The organism is Stenotrophomonas sp. DDT-1, from assembly GCF_001580555.1.
GTDB classification, from domain to species: Bacteria; Pseudomonadota; Gammaproteobacteria; order Xanthomonadales; family Xanthomonadaceae; genus Stenotrophomonas; species Stenotrophomonas sepilia.
Genome location: NZ_LEKR01000039.1, coordinates 1 through 17,181, shown reverse-complemented (window position 1 = coordinate 17,181; position 17,181 = coordinate 1). Strand labels below are relative to the sequence as shown.

At 66.6% G+C, this 17,181-nt stretch carries 12 protein-coding genes and 1 pseudogene; 12 read left to right on the top strand and 1 reads right to left on the bottom strand.

From position 1 onward, the window contains the following. Positions 1–5: 5 nt before the first annotated feature. From rseP to AB839_RS16365, 10 genes and pseudogenes are all read left to right on the top strand, one after another. Positions 6–1,364, top strand: a complete 1,359-nt coding sequence (gene rseP / locus AB839_RS16410; RefSeq protein WP_061480177.1) for an RIP metalloprotease RseP — start codon at positions 6–8, stop codon at positions 1,362–1,364. A gap of 74 nt (positions 1,365–1,438) precedes the next feature. After that, positions 1,439–3,802: an outer membrane protein assembly factor BamA gene (bamA, locus tag AB839_RS16405; protein WP_053497093.1), complete on the top strand. Its 2,364-nt coding sequence runs from the start codon at positions 1,439–1,441 to the stop codon at positions 3,800–3,802. A 434-nt stretch (positions 3,803–4,236) separates the two neighbouring features. After that, positions 4,237–5,259, top strand: a complete 1,023-nt coding sequence (gene lpxD / locus AB839_RS16400) for a UDP-3-O-(3-hydroxymyristoyl)glucosamine N-acyltransferase (protein ID WP_061480176.1) — start codon at positions 4,237–4,239, stop codon at positions 5,257–5,259. After that, positions 5,256–5,714: a 3-hydroxyacyl-ACP dehydratase FabZ gene (fabZ, locus tag AB839_RS16395; protein WP_005415845.1), complete on the top strand. Its 459-nt coding sequence runs from the start codon at positions 5,256–5,258 to the stop codon at positions 5,712–5,714. Before lpxD ends, fabZ begins: the two co-directional genes overlap by 4 nt. A 16-nt stretch (positions 5,715–5,730) precedes the next feature. Next, complete coding sequence (gene lpxA, locus AB839_RS16390) at positions 5,731–6,522, top strand: acyl-ACP--UDP-N-acetylglucosamine O-acyltransferase (protein ID WP_005415844.1); 792 nt, start codon at positions 5,731–5,733, stop codon at positions 6,520–6,522. Positions 6,523–6,614: 92 nt separating this feature from the next. Continuing rightward, positions 6,615–7,778: pseudogene (lpxB, locus tag AB839_RS16385) on the top strand (lipid-A-disaccharide synthase); the annotation flags it as partial. Then, on the top strand, positions 7,775–8,410 hold the full coding sequence (locus AB839_RS16380) for a ribonuclease HII (RefSeq protein WP_061480174.1): 636 nt from the start codon (positions 7,775–7,777) through the stop codon (positions 8,408–8,410). The pseudogene lpxB and the gene AB839_RS16380, both read left to right, overlap by 4 nt. Positions 8,411–8,637: 227 nt before the next feature. Further along, the gene (dnaE, locus tag AB839_RS16375) at positions 8,638–12,228 is read left to right on the top strand and encodes a DNA polymerase III subunit alpha (RefSeq protein ID WP_049416729.1); all 3,591 of its coding nucleotides are present in this window, start codon (positions 8,638–8,640) and stop codon (positions 12,226–12,228) included. 55 nt (positions 12,229–12,283) lie between these two features. Then, positions 12,284–13,153, top strand: coding sequence for a hypothetical protein (locus tag AB839_RS16370; protein WP_061480173.1), 870 nt, complete (start codon positions 12,284–12,286; stop codon positions 13,151–13,153). Between the two features lie 113 nt (positions 13,154–13,266). Continuing rightward, entirely contained in the window at positions 13,267–14,226 is a 960-nt protein-coding gene (locus AB839_RS16365) for an acetyl-CoA carboxylase carboxyltransferase subunit alpha (protein WP_005415839.1), read from the top strand. A gap of 275 nt (positions 14,227–14,501) precedes the next feature. Here the strand turns inward: AB839_RS16365 and AB839_RS16360 are convergent, their stop codons facing one another. After that, complete coding sequence (locus AB839_RS16360; protein WP_061480172.1) at positions 14,502–14,957, bottom strand: CopD family protein; 456 nt, start codon at positions 14,955–14,957, stop codon at positions 14,502–14,504. A 187-nt stretch (positions 14,958–15,144) separates the two neighbouring features. Here AB839_RS16360 and AB839_RS16355 point away from each other — a divergent pair, with 187 nt between their 5' ends. After that, positions 15,145–15,735, top strand: coding sequence for a class I SAM-dependent methyltransferase (locus tag AB839_RS16355; RefSeq protein WP_061480171.1), 591 nt, complete (start codon positions 15,145–15,147; stop codon positions 15,733–15,735). Positions 15,736–15,828: 93 nt separating this feature from the next. Further along, positions 15,829–17,136, top strand: a complete 1,308-nt coding sequence (phaZ, locus tag AB839_RS16350; RefSeq protein WP_061480170.1) for a polyhydroxyalkanoate depolymerase — start codon at positions 15,829–15,831, stop codon at positions 17,134–17,136. Positions 17,137–17,181: the final 45 nt, after the last annotated feature.

The following is a 17,181-nucleotide window of genomic DNA, read 5'->3' as shown; positions in this document are numbered from 1 at the left end:
CCTGCATGACTGACTTCATCGGATCGGTCTGGTGGATGATCGTCAGCCTCGGGCTGCTGGTCACCTTTCACGAGTTCGGGCATTACTGGGTCGGGCGCCTGTGCGGGGTCAAGATCCTGCGTTTCTCGGTCGGCTTCGGCCGGCCGCTGTGGTCGCGCCGCGACCGGCACGGCACCGAGTTCGCCATCGCCGCCATCCCGCTGGGCGGTTACGTGAAGTTCCTCGACGAACGCGAGGTCGAAGTCCACCCGCACGAGCGCGGCCAGGCCTTCAACCACAAGACCGTCTGGCAGCGCATCGCGATCGTTGCCGCCGGCCCGATCGCCAATCTGCTGCTGTGCATCCTGCTGCTGTGGGCGATGTTCGTGATCGGCAAGCAGGATTACTCGCCCACCATCGGCCGTGTCAGCGGCATCGCCGCCAGTGCCGGCCTGGCCAGCGGCGACCGCGTGCTGCGCGTGGACGACCGCCAGGTGGTCACCCTCGGCGAGGCCAGCATGGCGCTGACCGCAGCCGCGATGGACCGCCGCGACGTGAAGCTGGAAGTGCTGGATACGGCCGACCAGGTACGCACGCGCACCCTGCCGCTGTCGCAGCTGCCGGCGGGTTTCGATGAGCGGCGGGTGCCGATCCTGGCTGGCCTGCACTGGCAGTCGTGGCTGCAGCCGGCGCAAGTGGAGTCGCTGACTGCGGACTCCGTGGTGGCAGGGCAACTGCAGCCAGGCGACCTGATCGTGGCCATCGACGGCCAGCGCATCGACAGCGTCGACCAGGTGATCGGCGAGATCCAGGCCCTGGGCCGTGCCGGCGGGCCGGGAATGATCGAGGTCCTGCGTGGCGGCGAGCGCCTGGCGCTGGAAGTCACCCCGCGCCAGGGCAAGGACGGCAAGGGCAATCCGGTCTGGCAGATCGGCGTCGGCTTCCCCACCAGCTACAGCCCCGCCTATGACACCCTGCTGCGCTATGGCCCGCTGGATGCGGTGACCGTGGCGGTGCGCGAGACCGGCCGCCTGGCCGCCGACTCGCTGGGCATGATGGGTCGCATCGTGACCGGCAAGGCCTCGCTGCAGAACGTTTCCGGGCCGGTCACCATCGCCCGCGTGGCCAATGTCTCGGCCAAGCGCGGCCTCGACTGGTTCCTGCAGTTCCTTGCCCTGCTGTCGCTCAGCCTGTGCATCATCAACCTGCTGCCGATCCCGATCTTGGACGGCGGCCACCTGCTGTATTACCTTATCGAGTTGGTCAAGGGCAGCCCGCTGAGCGAGCGTGCCATCGCCGCCGGCCAATACATCGGCCTGGCGTTGCTGGCCGGGCTGATGGGGTTGGCGTTCTACAACGACATCCTCGGCCTGGTCCCGCGATGAACTTTTCCACGTTGTTGCCGTCTACAGCGTCGGCATCCCGCACCAATGAAATCGACCTTCCTACCGGACGTGACATGACGCGACTCCCCAATCGCCGCCTGCTGGCCCTCGCCCTCGCCGCCGTCACCGGCGCTCCCGCCCTGGCCCAGGCAGCCGAGCCCTTCACTGTCAGCGACATCCGCGTCGATGGCCTGCAGCGCATCAGCTCGGGCACGGTGTTCACCTACCTGCCGGTGGAACGCGGCGAGACGATCACCGACAACAAGGTCGGCGAGACGATCCGCGCCCTGTACAAGACCGGCTTCTTCGAAGACGTGCAGCTGGACCGCCAGGGCACGATCCTGGTGGTGACCGTCAAGGAACGCCCGGCGATCAACAAGCTGACCGTGACCGGCAACAAGGACATCAAGTCCGACCAGCTGCTCAAGGGCCTGTCCGACATCGGCCTGACCGAGGGCGGCACCTTCGATCGCCTGAGCCTGGACCGCGTGACCCAGGAACTGCGCCGCCAGTACAACGACCGTGGCAAGTACAACGTCGACATCACCCCGACGGTGAGCCCGCTGGACCGCAACCGCGTGGACATCGCCATCGCCATCAAGGAAGGCAAGGCCGCCAAGATCCGCCACGTCAACCTGGTGGGCACCGAAAAGTTCGAGAGCAAGGACATCCTGGAGACCTGGGAGTCCAAGGAGCACAACTGGGCGTCGTGGTACCGCCGTGACGACCAGTACTCCAAGGAAAAGCTGTCCGGTGACCTGGAAAAGCTCAACTCCTGGTACCTGGATCGCGGCTACGTCGATTTCAGCATCGATTCCACCCAGGTCTCGATCAGCCCCGACAAGCGCGACATGTTCCTGACCGCGGGCGTGACCGAGGGTGCGCAGTACAAGATCTCCGAGATCAAGGTCAGCGGCGACACCATCCTCCCGCAGGAGGACGTCGAGCGCATGGTGATCCAGAAGTCCGGCGACACGTTCTCGCGTGCCCTGCTGGAATTCAGCTCGGACACCATCACCAATTCGCTGTCCAATATCGGCTACGCGTTCGCCAAGGTGAACCCGATCCCGACCACCAACCGCGCCGAGCAGACCGTCGCCATCAACATGCAGGTCGTGCCCGGCCCGCGCGTGTCGGTGCGCCGCATCCTGTTCCGCGGCAACACCCGCACGTCCGATGAAGTGATGCGTCGCGAAATGCGCCAGTTCGAGAACAGCTGGTACTCGCAGGCCGCGATCGACCGCTCCAAGATCCGCCTGCAGCGCCTGGGCTACTTCGAATCGGTGGAAGTGGAGACCCCGGCCGTCAGCGGCAGCAACGACCAGGTCGACGTCGTCTACAACGTCAAGGAAACCACCTCGGGCAGCTTCGTGTTCGGCCTGGGTTACTCGCAGTCCTACGGCATGACCACCTCGGTGCAGCTGTCGCAGAACAACTTCCTCGGTGGCGGCAACCGCGTGTCGGTCGAAGCCTCGCGCAGCAGCTACCTGCAGCGCTATGGCTTCAGCTACACCAACCCGTACTTCACCGATGACGGCGTGTCGCTGGGCTACAACCTGTCCTGGCGCGAACTGGACTACTCCGACTTCAACACCGCGCAGTACAACAGCACCAACGGTGCCGCGCAGGTGGTGTTCGGTGTGCCGCTGACCGAGACCGATACCGTCTCGCTGATGTTCGGCATCGACAGCAACCAGATCACCACCTACCAGGGCTCGACCCCGCAGTCGATCATCGACTACATCAACGCCGTCGGTAAGCGCACCTTCCATGCCTGGCGCACCGAGCTGGGCTGGGCGCGCGACTCGCGCAACGACTACTTCATGCCGACCCGCGGTACCTACCAGCGCGTAGGCCTGGAAACCACACTGCCGGGTTCGACCATCGAGTACTACAAGCTGAACTACCAGATCAGCAAGTACTGGCCGATCATGCCGTCGCTGGTGATCAACACCCGCGCCGAAATCGGCTACGGCGATGCCTACGGCAAGGACTACACCCGTACGCTGACCAATCCGGATGGCACCACCCGCACCGTCACCGCCAGCGGCCTGCCGTTCTTCGAGAACTTCTACGCCGGTGGTACCAACTCGGTACGCGGCTTCGAGGACAACACCCTCGGCCCGCGCGAAGTCACCACTGGTTATCCGGAAGGCCAGCCGCTGGGTGGCTCGCTGAAGACCGTCGGCTCGGTGGAGGCCTACTTCCCGCGCCTGTTCGACAGCCCGTCGGCGCGCGTGTCGGCCTTCGTCGACTTCGGCAACGTGTATACCGGCGTGGACAACTTCAAGGCCAACGAGCTGCGCGTATCCACCGGTGTGGCCCTGCTGTGGCGCGCCCCGGTCGGCCCGATCTCGATCAGCTACGCCTTCCCGTTGAAGAAGGAAGACGATGACAAGATCGAACGCCTGCAATTCACGTTCGGTGGCCAGTTCTGAGGAACTTTGTTCCTCAGAACTGATCCACCTCCGGTGAATTGCCCGCGCATTTCACCTATCCCCCGCGCCGCTGGCGCGCCCCCCCTTAACAAAGGGGGGCTCTCCACCAAACGGGGTGCGAAGCGCCGGGCTCTGCCCGGCGTTTTCGTTTGGCCTGGATGCCGGAAGCGCCCGCTCTGCTTTTGATCTTTTCTGTTTTTCCGTGGCTGGCACTCGCGCCAAGCCGTCGGAGGTCGGATGGGGCGGGGCTGCGGGGGTGTAAGCCGCATGGATGCGGCGACCAAGGCTACATGGACGTACTTGCGCCGCCCCCCGCAGTCCCGCCCCGTCCGACCCAGCCCATGACACTGGCTCTGCCGGCCGCGAGGGGCCCTGCCGTTGGCTGCATATGCCCCCCGCATGACCGAAATGGCGTCACACGTTAAACTCCCGCCGTGAATACTCCCACCTACACCGCCCAGCAACTCGCCGAGCAGTTCGGCCTGCAGGTCCATGGCGATCCCGCTACCGCCATCCATGGCGTGGCTACCCTCGCCCATGCCGGACCTGGCCAGCTGACCTTCCTTGCCAACCCGCGCTACCGCGCCCAGCTGGCCGACAGCCAGGCCTCGCTGGTGGTCCTGCGTGCCGATGACGTCGAGGCCGCCCCCGGCGCCGCGCTCGTCGCCAAGGACCCGTACACCGCATTCGCCAAGATTGCCGCACTGTTCGACATCGCGCCGACCCGCCCGCCCGGCATCCATCCCAGCGCAGTGATCGATCCCAGCGCCCAGGTCGCGGCCAGCGCCCATATCGGCCCGTTCGTCTCAGTGGGTGCGCGCAGCGTCGTCGGCGAGAACTGCATCATCGGCACCGGCAGCGTGATCGGCGAGGACTGCAGCCTGGATTCCGGCTGTGAGCTGATCGCACGCGTGACCCTGGTCACCCGGGTCAGGCTGGGCAAGCGCGTGCGCGTGCATCCCGGTGCCGTGCTCGGCGCCGACGGCTTCGGCCTGGCGATGGACGCCGGCAAGTGGATCAAGGTGCCGCAGCTCGGCGGCGTCCGCATCGGCGATGACTGCGAGATCGGCGCCAACACCTGCGTCGACCGTGGTGCGCTGGAAGACACCGTGCTGGACGAAGACGTGCGCCTGGACAACCTGGTGCAGATCGCGCACAACGTGCAGATCGGCGCGCACTCGGCCATTGCCGGCTGCACCGGCATCGCCGGCAGCGCCAAGATCGGCCGCTACTGCCTGCTCGGCGGCCACGTTGGCGTGGTCGGCCACCTCGAGATCTGCGACAAGGTCGTGATCACCGGCAAGTCGGTGGTCCGCAACTCCATCCATGAGCCGGGCGAGTACTCGTCCGGCACCCCATTGACCGACAACCGCACGTGGCGCAAGAACGCCGCGCGCTTCAAGCAGCTGGACGCATTGGCTCGCCGCGTTCTGGCTGCTGGCAAGGAGAAAGAATGAACGATTCGCTGCAGCTTCCGATCGACGTCTGCCAGATCCAGGAACTGCTTCCGCACCGCTACCCGTTCCTGCTGGTGGACCGGGTGCTTGAACTCGACGTCGAGGCCAAGCGGATCCTGGCGCAGAAGAACGTCAGCATCAACGAGCCGTTCTTCCAGGGCCACTTCCCGGGCCGCCCGATCATGCCCGGCGTGCTGATCATCGAAGCGCTGGCGCAGGCTGGCGGTGTCATGACCCAGCTCACGCTCGGCCGCGATGCGCAGTCCAAGCTGTTCTACATGGTCAAGGTGGAAAACGCCCGCTTCAACAAGCAGGTCGTGCCCGGTGACGTGCTGATGCTGGACGTGCAGATGAAGCGCCTGATCCGCAACATGGGCTGGTACTACGGCGAAGCCAAGGTCAACGGCGAAGTCGTCGCGTCGGCCGAGGTCATGTGTGCCGGCGCCAAGGGCTGATCCACTGGAGGCAGCAATGACTGACAACGCACCGCGGATCCACCCCACCGCCGTCATCGACCCGGCCGCACGCCTGGCCGACGATGTCCAGGTGGGCGCCTTCACCCTGATCGGCCCCGACGTTGAAATCGGTGCCGGCACGGTGGTGGGCCCTCATTGCAGCATCCACGGCCCGACCCGGATCGGCCGCGACAACCGCTTCGTCGGCCATGCCGCGATCGGTGGCGAGCCGCAGGACAAGAAGTTCGGCGGCGAGCGCACCGAACTGGTGATCGGCGATCGCAACGTGTTCCGCGAGTTCGTCACGCTCAACCGTGGCACCGGCGGCGGCGGCGGCATCACCACCATCGGCAACGACAACTGGATGCTGGCCTACACGCACGTGGCGCACGACTGCCATGTCGGCAACTTCTGCGTGTTCTCCAACAACACCACTCTGGCTGGCCACGTGACCGTGGGCGACTACGTGATCATCAGCGGCTTCGCCGGTGCCCACCAGTTCTGCCGCATCGGCGCGCATGCCTTCCTCGGCATGGGCGCGCTGACCAATGGTGATGTACCGCCGTTCACCATGGTCGGTACCGATTCGCTGGGACGCCCGCGTGGCATCAACAGCGAAGGCCTGAAGCGGCGCGGCTTCGACGCTGACCGCATTTCGGCCATCAAGCGTGCCTACCGCACGCTGTACGTCGCGGGCCTGCCGCTGGCAGAGGCCAAGGTGCAGCTGACCGAACAGGCGCGTGACAGCGACGACGTGAAGGCGATGCTGGACTTCATCGAGCACGCCGAGAGGCCCCTGCTGCGATGAGCAGCTCGACCGGCCAGGCGCCGGCCGGCGCCGCGGTGATCCCGCTGGCCTCGATGGCCGGCAGCGTTCCCGCGCAGCGGGTGCTCAGCGAGCGCCCGTTGCGGATCGCGCTGGTTGCCGGCGAAGCCTCCGGCGACCTGCTCGGTGCGGGCCTGGTGCGTGAACTGAAGGCGCGCTTCCCGAATGCCGAGTTCGCCGGTATCGGCGGCGATGCCATGCGCAGCGCCGGCTGCCAGACCTGGCACGATGCCAGCGAGCTGGCGGTGATGGGCCTGACCGAAGTGCTGCGCCACCTGCCGCGCCTGCTCAAGCTGCGCTCGGCGTTCCGCCAGCGTGCGCTGGACTGGCAGCCGGACGTCTTCATCGGCATCGACGCCCCCGACTTCAACCTGGGCATCGAGCGCTGGCTGAAGCAGCGTGGCGTGCGCACCGTGCATTACGTCAGCCCGTCGGTCTGGGCCTGGCGCGAAAAGCGCGCCGAGAAAATCGGCAGCAGCGCCGACCTGGTGCTGTGCCTGTTCCCGATGGAGCCGCCGATCTATGCCCGGCACGGCATCGACGCGCGCTTCGTCGGCCACCCGATGGCCGATGACATTCCGCTGCAGGGCAACCGCGAGGAAGCACGCGCCGCGCTCGGCCTGCCGGCCTCGGCCAAGGTGCTGGCGGTGTTGCCGGGCAGCCGCCTCGGCGAGATCTCGCGCCTGGGCGAGCCGTTCTTCGAAGCGGCCTGGCAGGTTTCCGAACGCATTCCGGGCCTGCATGTGGTGGTGCCTGCCGCCAACCCGGCCTGCAGGCAGCTGATCGAAGAACAGCTGTCGCGCTCGGCGCTGCCGGTGGCCTACTCGCACGTGCTTGACGGCCAGGCGCGCAACGCGATGATCGCCGCCGACGTGGTGGTGCTGGCCTCCGGCACCGCGACCCTGGAAGCCATGCTGGTGAAGCGGCCGATGGTGGTCGGTTACCGCGTCAACGAACTGACCTATCGACTGGTCAAGGCGCTTGGCCTGATCAAGGTCGACCGCTTCGCCCTGCCCAACATCCTGGCCGGCCAGGACCTGGCGCCGGAACTGATGCAGCACGACTGCACGCCGGACAGGCTGGCCGCGGCCATCCAGCAGTGGTTCGACCACCCGCAGCGGGTGAGCGACCTGCAGGACACGTACGTGCGCCTGCACCAGCGACTGCGACGCAACGCCTCGGCGCGTGCCGCCGATGCCGTCGGCGAGCTGCTGATGCGCGACCAGGCGCAGGCATGAGCCGCCGCCACGCCGCAGCAGCCAGCCTGACCCTGTTCGACGGTACGGCAGTGATCGAGCCGGAGCGCCTGGTCGCCGGTGTCGACGAGGCCGGGCGTGGCCCGCTGGCTGGGCCGGTGGCGGTGGCGGCGGTGGTATTCGATCCGTCACGGCCACGCATCAACGGCCTGGATGATTCCAAGCAGTTGACCGCTGCCCGCCGCGAGCAGCTGCATGACCGCATCATCGAGCGCGCCCTGGCCTGGCATGTGGTGCTGGTGGACGTGGACACCATCGACCGCCTGAACATCTACCAGGCCACCCTGCAGGGCATGCGTGACGTCGTTGCAGCGGTCGCCCATGTGGCCGGCTTCGCCCGCATCGACGGCAACGTGGTGCCCAAGGGCCTGGTACTGCCGGCGCAGGCGCTGGTCGGCGGTGATGGCATCGACCGCGCGATCATGGCCGCCTCGATCCTGGCCAAGGTCTCGCGCGATCGCTACATGCAGGCCGTGCACGCCCGCCACCCTCAGTATGGATTCGAGCAGCACAAGGGCTATGGCACTCCGGCCCACCTGGCCGCCCTGCGCGAGCACGGCCCCTGCGTGGAGCACCGGCGCAGCTTCGCCCCGGTGCGGGAGTGCCTCGGTTGACCTTGTAGAGCCGAGCCCATGCTCGGCTTTCCGCAGCAGCCGAGCGTGGGCTCGGCTCTACAGGAAACGGGCTCCCGCACGCCTGAACCCGGTCGTCCTCCGGGGCCTGTCAAGCCTTGTGGCAACCCCCTGCCCTCGCTACCCTGACCGGGCATTCCAGCGCTTCCCGACCCCGGCGACGAACCTCCGTCAGCACCCGGGGCCCGCGCGCTCCAACCTGGTCCGGCATGTCCAACTCCCGCTTCGTACATCTCCACGTCCACACCGAGTTCTCGCTGGCGGACTCGACCATCCGCGTGCCGGCCAAGCCGGACCAGGCGGACCCGAAGAAGGCCAAGCAGGCCAACCTGCTGTCGCGCTCGGTCGAGCTCGGCCTGCCTGCGCTGGCGGTGACCGACCTCAACAACCTGTTCGCCCTGGTCAAGTTCTACAAGGCCGCCGAAGGCGTGGGCATCAAGCCGATCGCCGGTGCCGACGTGCTGATCGCCGAGGAAGGCCAGGACCCGTGGCGGATGACCCTGCTGTGCCGCGACCGCGAGGGCTACCTGAGCCTGTCGCGGCTGCTGACCCGCGCCTGGATGGAAGGCCATCGCCCGGAAGGCGGTGTGGCCATCCACCCGGACTGGCTGAAGGCCGGCAACGCCAACCTGTTCGCGCTGGCCGGCCGGCAGAGCCTGGCCGGGCGCCTGGCACTGGACGGCAAGCATGAACTGGCCGAGCAGCAGCTGGCCGACTGGCAGCGCGTATTCGGCGATGGCCTGCACCTGGAGCTGACCCGTACCGGCCGCGAGGGCGAGGAAACCTTCAACCAGTTCGCGCTGATGGCCGCTGGCCAGCGCGGCCTGCCGGTGGTCGCCAGCAATGACGTGCGCTTCCTGTCGCCGTCGGATTTCAGCGCGCACGAAGCGCGCGTGTGCATTTCCACCGGCCGCGTGCTGGACGATCCCAAGCGTCCGCGCGAGTACAGCGACCAGCAGTACCTGAAGTCGGCCGAGGAGATGTGCGCGCTGTTCGCCGACATCCCCGATGCGATCGACAACACGCTGGCGCTGGCCGAGCGCTGCAACATCGAGATGCGGCTGGGCACCTACTTCCTGCCCAACTACCCGGTGCCCGACGACGAGACCCTGGACACCTGGATCCAGAAGATGTCGCGCGACGGCCTGGAAGAGCGCCTGGAGAAGAATCCGCTGGCGCCGGGCAAAACCCGTGAGGAGTACTTCGAGCGCCTGGAGTTCGAGCTCAACACCATCATCAAGATGGGCTTCCCCGGCTACTTCCTCATCGTGGCCGACTTCATCCAGTGGGGCAAGAACCAGGGCATCCCGATCGGTCCCGGCCGCGGCTCGGGTGCCGGCTCGCTGGTGGCCTGGGCGCTGAAGATCACCGATCTGGACCCGCTGCCGTACAACCTGCTGTTCGAGCGATTCCTGAACCCGGAACGCGTGTCGATGCCCGACTTCGACATCGACTTCTGCATGGACCGCCGCGACGAGGTGATCGACTACGTCGCCCGCAAGTACGGGCGCGAGCGCGTCAGCCAGATCATCACCTACGGCACCATGGCCGCCAAGGCGGTGGTGCGCGACTCCGGCCGCGTGCTCGGCTTCCCGTATGGCCTGGTCGACGGTGTTTCCAAGCTGATCCCGAACATCCTGGGCATCCACCTGAAGGATGCGCTGGGCAAGGGCAAGGAAGGCCCGAGCTCGGAAATGGCCTCGGCCGAACTGATCCAGCGCTATGAGACCGAGGACGATGTCCGCGACCTGATCGATCTGGCGCTGCAGCTGGAAGACCTGACCCGCAACGCCGGCAAGCACGCCGGTGGCGTGGTGATCGGGCCCGAGCCGCTGAGCGAGTTCTGCCCGCTGTACGCCGAACACGACGAAAATGGGCTCGGCAAGAACCCGGTCACCCAGTTCGACAAGAACGACGTGGAAGAAGTGGGCCTGGTGAAGTTCGACTTCCTCGGCCTGCGCACGCTGACCATCATCGACTGGGCAGTGAAGGCGATCAACAAGCGCCACGAACGCGCGGGCATTCCGCCGGTCGACATTGCCGCGATCCCGCTCGACGATGCGCCCACCTACAAGGACATCTTCGCCAACGGCAACACCGGCGCGGTGTTCCAGTTCGAATCCTCGGGCATGCGCCGCCTGCTGAAGGACGCGCGCCCCGACCGCTTCGAAGACCTGATCGCGCTGGTGTCGCTGTATCGCCCCGGCCCGATGGACCTGATTCCCTCCTTCAACGCGCGCAAGCACGGCCAGGAAGAGATCATCTATCCCGATCCGCGCACCGAAGCGATCCTGAAGGACACCTACGGCATCATGGTGTACCAGGAGCAGGTGATGCAGATGGCGCAGATCGTCGGCGGCTACTCGCTGGGCGGCGCTGACCTGCTGCGACGCGCGATGGGCAAGAAGGTGCCGGCGGAAATGGCCAAGCATCGCGAGATCTTCCGCGAAGGTGCAGCCAAGGGCGGCGTCGACGGCCCCAAGGCCGACGAAATCTTCGACCTGATGGAGAAGTTCGCCGGCTATGGCTTCAACAAGTCGCACGCCGCTGCATACGCACTGGTCAGCTACCAGACCGCCTGGCTGAAGCGCCATTACCCGGCCGAGTTCATGGCGGCCACGCTGTCTTCGGACCTGGACAACACCGACAAGGTGGTTGGCTTCCTCGACGAGGTGCGCAACCTCGGCCTGACCGTGCTGCCGCCGAAGGTGAACCAGTCGGCCTTCATGTTCGAAGCGGTCACGCCGGACACGATCCAGTACGGTCTGGGCGCGATCAAGGGCGTCGGCCAGGGCGCCTGCGAAGCGGTGGTCGAGGAACGACTGAAGGGCGGACCGTTCAAGGATCTGCTGGACTTCTGCACCCGCGTCGGCTCGGCCAAGCTCAACCGGCGCACGCTGGAAGCGATGATCAACTGTGGCGCGCTCGATGAACTCGGCCGCAACCGTGCCTCGCTGATGCTGCAGCTGCCGGAAGTGATCAAGGCCACCGACCAGATGGCACGCGAGCGTGCGTCCGGGCAGAATTCGCTGTTTGGCGGGCCCGATCCGAGCACCGTTTCGATCCAGCTGGACCTGCCGGAAGCCGAAGAATGGCCGCTGCTGCAGCGCCTCAACGGCGAGCGCGATACGCTGGGCTTCTACCTCAGCGGCCACCCGTTCGATCCCTGGCGCGACGATGTGCGCGATCTGGTAGGCAACGACCTGGGTTCGGTGGAGAAAATCTGGAGCGCCAACAGCGGTGGCGGCGGTGGCGGCGAGAAGCGCTGGCGCCCGGAGGTGCAGACCGTGCTGGCAGGCCAGGTGGTCGGCGTGCGCCGCAAGGGCGAAAGCCAGATCTTCATCCAGCTGGAGGATGGCCGCGGCCGCGTCGAGTGCAGTGCGTTCTCCGATGCAATGGCCGAGTTCGGCCACCTGATGACCAAGGACCGCATCCTGGTGGTCAAGGGCGGCCTGCGCGAGGACGAGTTCAACGGTGGCTACGCGCTGCGCATCCGCCAGTGCTGGGACTTCGACGAAGTCTGCGCCAACTACGCCACGCGGCTGTCGCTGCGCCTGGACCTGCGCCAGCAGCGCCCGGTCTGGGAGCGCATCAATGCCCTGCTCGACCGCCATCGCCCGGGGCGGACGCCGCTGCGCCTGGACCTGCTGCTGAAGGGCCCGCACGGCGGTGTCGCCGGCATGCTGGATGTCTCCGGGCAGAGCGCAGTGCGCATCGATTCCAAGCTGATGGAGGCGCTGCGCGCCGACCCGGCCGTACGCACGCTGAAGGTGCGCTACAGCCCGCCGTGGGCCAGCTGAGGCTGGCTGCTTCGTGTTCCTGTTTTCCCGTTCCAGTCATCAAGGACGATTGCCGATGAAGACCCTGCTGTTCCCGTTCGTTGCCACACTGGCGCTGGCCGCCTGCTCGCCGTCGAAGATCGAGTTCCAGATCGACAACCCGACCGACACGCCGCTGGCGCTGAGCATCGACGGCCAGGACCTGCCAGTGGCTGCGCACGGCTCGCGCCCGGTCTCCCTGGCCATTGGCGAGCATCGCCTGCACACCGACACGCTCGGCGATGTGCGCTTCATCGTCTACGTCGATGGCCGCGGCGGCCTGATCAACCCGACCCTGAGCGAGTACGTGATCGCTCGCGAGGTCTATGTCACCGACGAGAGCAAGCTGAAGAACTTCGGCACCGGCAAGGCTGGCATCGAGCTGGGCGGCGTCGACTTCGAGGGCCCGTTCGAGAAGAGCCACGAACTGTTCATCGACAAGACCTGGACCTACGGCGTGCGCGAACCGTTCCCGAAGGAAAAGGTGGTCGCCCACGTCGATTCCAGTGGTGGCCAGATCGTCGCCAAGGTGTTCACGGCACCGGATTTCATCGCCTACGTCGAGGAAGGCATGGGCGAGCCGGGCGCGTTCAAGCGCGAACAGCCGGCCGGCTACGTGGCCCCGGCATACAGCCTTGAACCGGCACCGGCCAGCCTGCCGGCGCTGGCACCGGCCTTCGAGGCGCATGCCGCGCCGCTGCGCGAGGTCTACGCGCAGTGGCTGAAGGCCACCACCGCCGATGAACAGAAGGCCCTGCGCAAGCAGGACTTCGCTGCGCAGATGGCCTTCACCTCGGCCACCGCCACCCTGGGCAGCGGCCTGGGCCGGGAGGCCAACGAGGCCTACAACGACTTCGTTTCCCGGCGCAGCCAGTTGATGGGCCGCAGCGCCCTGGTGGTGCCCTGAGCTGACTGGCGCCGCCTGCCCGGCTGCGCTACCGTCGCCTTCCAGACGAAGGCGTACGGGTGGTTTGCACGCATTCGGCTAGAATTGCCCCCTTCTTTACACGACGGCTTCCGATGAATCCGAACTACCTCGACTTCGAGCAACCCATCGCCGACCTGGAAGCCAAGATCCAGGAACTGCGCAACGCCAGTGCCGGGCCGGCGGTCAATGTCGAGGCGGAAGTGCACGCGCTGCAGGACAAGCTGCGCATGCGCACCGCGCAGATCTTCCGCAACCTGACCTCGTGGCAGGTGCTGCAGCTGGCCCGGCACCCGTCGCGTCCGTACACCGCCGACTACATCCGCGTCATGTTCGATGAGTTCCAGGAGCTGGCCGGTGACCGCGCCTTCGCCGACGACAAGGCGATCATGGGCGGCCTGGCCCGCATCAATGGCCGCGCGGTAATGGTGATCGGCCACCAGAAGGGCCGCGACACCAAGGAAAAGATCAAGCGCAACTTCGGCATGCCCAAGCCGGAGGGTTACCGCAAGGCGCTGCGCCTGATGAAGATGGCAGAGCGCTTCGGCCTGCCGGTGCTGACCCTGATCGACACCGCCGGCGCCTGGCCGGGCATCGACGCCGAGTCGCGCGGCCAGTCCGAGGCCATCGCGCGCAACCTGATCGAGATGGCCGAGCTGAAGGTGCCGATCATCTGCACCGTGATCGGTGAAGGCGGCTCCGGCGGTGCGTTGGCACTGGGCGTGGGCGACCGCACCGTGATGCTGGAATACGCGGTGTACTCGACCATCACCCCGGAAGGCTGCGCCTCGATCCTGTGGAAGGACGCGGGCAAGGCCAAGGAAGCGGCCGAGCAACTGGGCCTGACCGCCCCGCGCCTGAAGAGCCTGGGCCTGGTCGACAAGGTCGTGCGCGAGCCGACCGGTGGCGCCCACCGCAACCCGACCCAGATGGCCAAGCGCCTGAAGGCCGTGCTGCTGAACGAGCTGGACGCGCTGGAAAAGCTCTCCACCGAGCAACTGCTGGAGCAGCGCTACACGCGCCTGCGCAGTTACGGCACGTACGAAGCAGCCTGATTCATCGGCTTGTTACTTTCTTGCTCGTGCAAGAAAGTAACCAAAGAACACGCCGCCGAACGCGAGCCGGTGCCACGCACCGGTTCCCTGCGCTTCTCGGTGAATCAGGGGACGGCGCCGAACTCGCTGCGCTCAGACATCGGCGCCTCTTCGCCCCTGTATCACCTGCGATGCTCGGCTCGCTCATGGCGGACCTGAACATCAAAAGCCACAGCTGCACCCAGTAGATCCACGCCATGCGTGGATGCATCTGTGCGATGCGCTGCGCGCCCCGTTCAGAACGGCTTGGCCAGCACCAGCCACACGATCGGAATGAACGCCAGCAGCGGGATCTCGTTGATCCAGCGCAGCGCGCGCGACGACGGCAGCGCCCGGCCCTTGGCCACGCCCTTGAGCAGGCGACCGGTCCAGCCGAAGTACACCAGCAGCAGCACCACCAGGCCCAGCTTGGCGTGCAGCCAGCCAGCGCCGCCCGGCGCGACCATGGTCGGGAAATCCGGGATGACCTTGTAGCCCAGCCACAGCACCAGGCCCAGCACAAAGGCCAGGCCGAACATCGAGTGGCCGAAACGGTACAGGCGCAGGCCCATCAGCTGCAGGCGCTCGGTCACCGCCGGCTGGCCTGCGGTCTCGGCCAGGTTGACCAGGATGCGCGGCAGGTAGAACACCGTGGCCATCCACGCCACCACGAATACGATGTGGAAGGTCTTGACCCAGTAGTAGCTCTGCATGCGCTCGCTCCGGCGGCTGGCGTAGATGGGCGCCTATTGTCGCAGTAGAGCCACCTCCTGGGTGGCTGCCGCGTCCAATCGCCGCATCAGGACAGCCACGCATGGCGTGGCTCTACTGCGGGTCCGCCACACCCGGGGGCGCAACACCGTACGATAGGCGCCGTTTTCCCCGATCGCGCACCGCCCCATGGACAAGACCTACGACGCCGCCTACTTCCAACGCTGGTACCGCCGCGCCGACATCGGCGGCAGCGCCCGCCTGGCGCGCAAGGTGGCCCTGGCCGTGGCCAGCGCCGAGTACTACCTGGAACGACCGATCCGCAGTGTGCTGGACATCGGCTGCGGCGAAGGCGCCTGGCGTGCGCCGCTGCTGAAGCTGCGTCCGAAGGTCGAATACCTGGGCTTCGACAGCAGCGAGTACGCTGTGCGCCGCTACGGCCGCACCCGCAACCTGCACCTGGCCCGCTTCGGCGACTTCGCCTGGCTGCGGCCCTGCGCGCCGGTCGACCTGCTGGTGTGTTCGGACGTGATGCACTACGTGCCCGACCGCGAGCTGCGCGCCGGCCTGGCCGGCGTGGCCGAGCTGACCGGCGGCGTGGCCTTCCTGGAGACCTTCGCCGCCGAGGACGCGTTCGACGGCGACCACGAGGGCTTCCAGGCCCGCCCGGCACGCTGGTATCGGCGGACGCTGGCCCGGCACGGCCTGCAGCCGGTCGGGTCGCACTGCTGGCTCGGCCCCGCCCTGGCAGGCGACGCCGCCGCGCTGGAACGGATGTGAATCCAGATTCATTATTTTCAGCCAACTTAACCTGCGGGACACCCGGATGGGATATGCTGCGCGGCAACATATGACCATACATATTCGGTCGTCATGCTCTATCAACTGCACGAACTGACCCGCAACCTGCTCGCCCCCTGGGTGCACCAGGCCCAGGCCAACGCCAGATTTTTCGCCAACCCGGGCCACTGGTGGTCGCAGATGCCCGGCGCCGATCGCCTGGCGGCGGTCAATGAGCTGTTCCACCGCATCGGCAAGGATTACGAGAAGCCCGAGTGGGGCATCAACGAAATCGAGGTCGACGGCGAGCGCGTGCCGATCGTCGTGCACGAGGAAGTGAGCAAGCCGTTCTGCAAGCTGCTGCGCTTCAAGCGCCACAGCAATGAAGCCGAACAGCTGCACACCATGCTCAACCAGCCGTTCGTGCTGGTCGTGGCACCGCTGTCCGGGCACCACGCCACGTTGCTGCGCGATACCGTGCGCACGCTGCTGCGCGACCACCGTGTGTACGTCACCGACTGGGTGGACGCGCGCATGGTGCCGGCCAACGAAGGCGAGTTTGGCCTGGACGATTACATCGCCTACATCCAGGAGTTCATCCGCCATCTGGGCGTCGAACGCCTGCACGTGGTCAGCGTGTGCCAGCCGACGGTACCGGTGCTGGCCGCGGTTTCACTGATGGCCAGCCGTGGCGAGCCGACACCGCGCACCCTGGTGATGATGGGCGGCCCGATCGATGCACGCTGCAGCCCGACCGCAGTGAACAACCTGGCCACGCAGAACCCGCTGTCGTGGTTCGAGAACAACGTCATCCACACCGTGCCGGCCAGCTATCCCGGCGCCGGCCGCCGCGTGTATCCGGGCTTCCTGCAGCACGCCGGCTTCCTGTCGATGAACCCCAGCCGCCACTTCAGTTCGCACTGGGATTTCTACACCGACCTGGTCAAGGGCGACCTGGAAGACGCCGACGCGCACCGTCGCTTCTACGACGAGTACAACGCGGTGCTGGACATGCCGGCCAAGTACTACCTGGATACCATCCGCGTGGTGTTCCAGGACTTCCTGCTGCCGCGTGGCGAGTGGGTGGTCAATGGCGAGAAGGTCGATCCGTCGGCGATCCGCGATACCGCGCTGCTGAGCATCGAGGGCGAACTGGACGACATCGCCGGCCTCGGCCAGACCGAAGCAGCGCAGGCGCTGTGCACCGGCATTGCTGCTGACCGCCGCGAGCATTTCATCGTCGAAGGCGCCGGCCACTACGGCATCTTCAGCGGCCGTCGCTGGCGCGAAGTGGTGTACCCGAAGGTGCGCGACTTCTTCGCTGCGCATGCCGAGGCACCGGCGGCGAAGGCCACGAAGAAGAAGAGCAACGTCACTCCGTTGCGGCGAAAGGCGGGGTAACTCCCCGCCGTGGGGTCGGATCCCTTTCCAACGGAAAGGGCTCTG

Excerpts from the sequence above, each read along its gene's own strand:
- rseP (WP_061480177.1), top strand. The coding sequence starts at position 6 with ATGACTGACTTCATCGGATCGGTCTGGTGGATGATCGTCAGCCTCGGG.
- bamA (WP_053497093.1), top strand. The coding sequence starts at position 1,439 with ATGACGCGACTCCCCAATCGCCGCCTGCTGGCCCTCGCCCTCGCCGCC.
- fabZ (WP_005415845.1), top strand. The coding sequence starts at position 5,256 with ATGAACGATTCGCTGCAGCTTCCGATCGACGTCTGCCAGATCCAGGAA.
- lpxA (WP_005415844.1), top strand. The coding sequence starts at position 5,731 with ATGACTGACAACGCACCGCGGATCCACCCCACCGCCGTCATCGACCCG.
- AB839_RS16380 (WP_061480174.1), top strand. The coding sequence starts at position 7,775 with ATGAGCCGCCGCCACGCCGCAGCAGCCAGCCTGACCCTGTTCGACGGT.
- dnaE (WP_049416729.1), top strand. The coding sequence starts at position 8,638 with ATGTCCAACTCCCGCTTCGTACATCTCCACGTCCACACCGAGTTCTCG.
- AB839_RS16370 (WP_061480173.1), top strand. The coding sequence starts at position 12,284 with ATGAAGACCCTGCTGTTCCCGTTCGTTGCCACACTGGCGCTGGCCGCC.
- AB839_RS16365 (WP_005415839.1), top strand. The coding sequence starts at position 13,267 with ATGAATCCGAACTACCTCGACTTCGAGCAACCCATCGCCGACCTGGAA.
- AB839_RS16360 (WP_061480172.1), bottom strand. The coding sequence starts at position 14,957 with ATGCAGAGCTACTACTGGGTCAAGACCTTCCACATCGTATTCGTGGTG.
- AB839_RS16355 (WP_061480171.1), top strand. The coding sequence starts at position 15,145 with ATGGACAAGACCTACGACGCCGCCTACTTCCAACGCTGGTACCGCCGC.
- phaZ (WP_061480170.1), top strand. The coding sequence starts at position 15,829 with ATGCTCTATCAACTGCACGAACTGACCCGCAACCTGCTCGCCCCCTGG.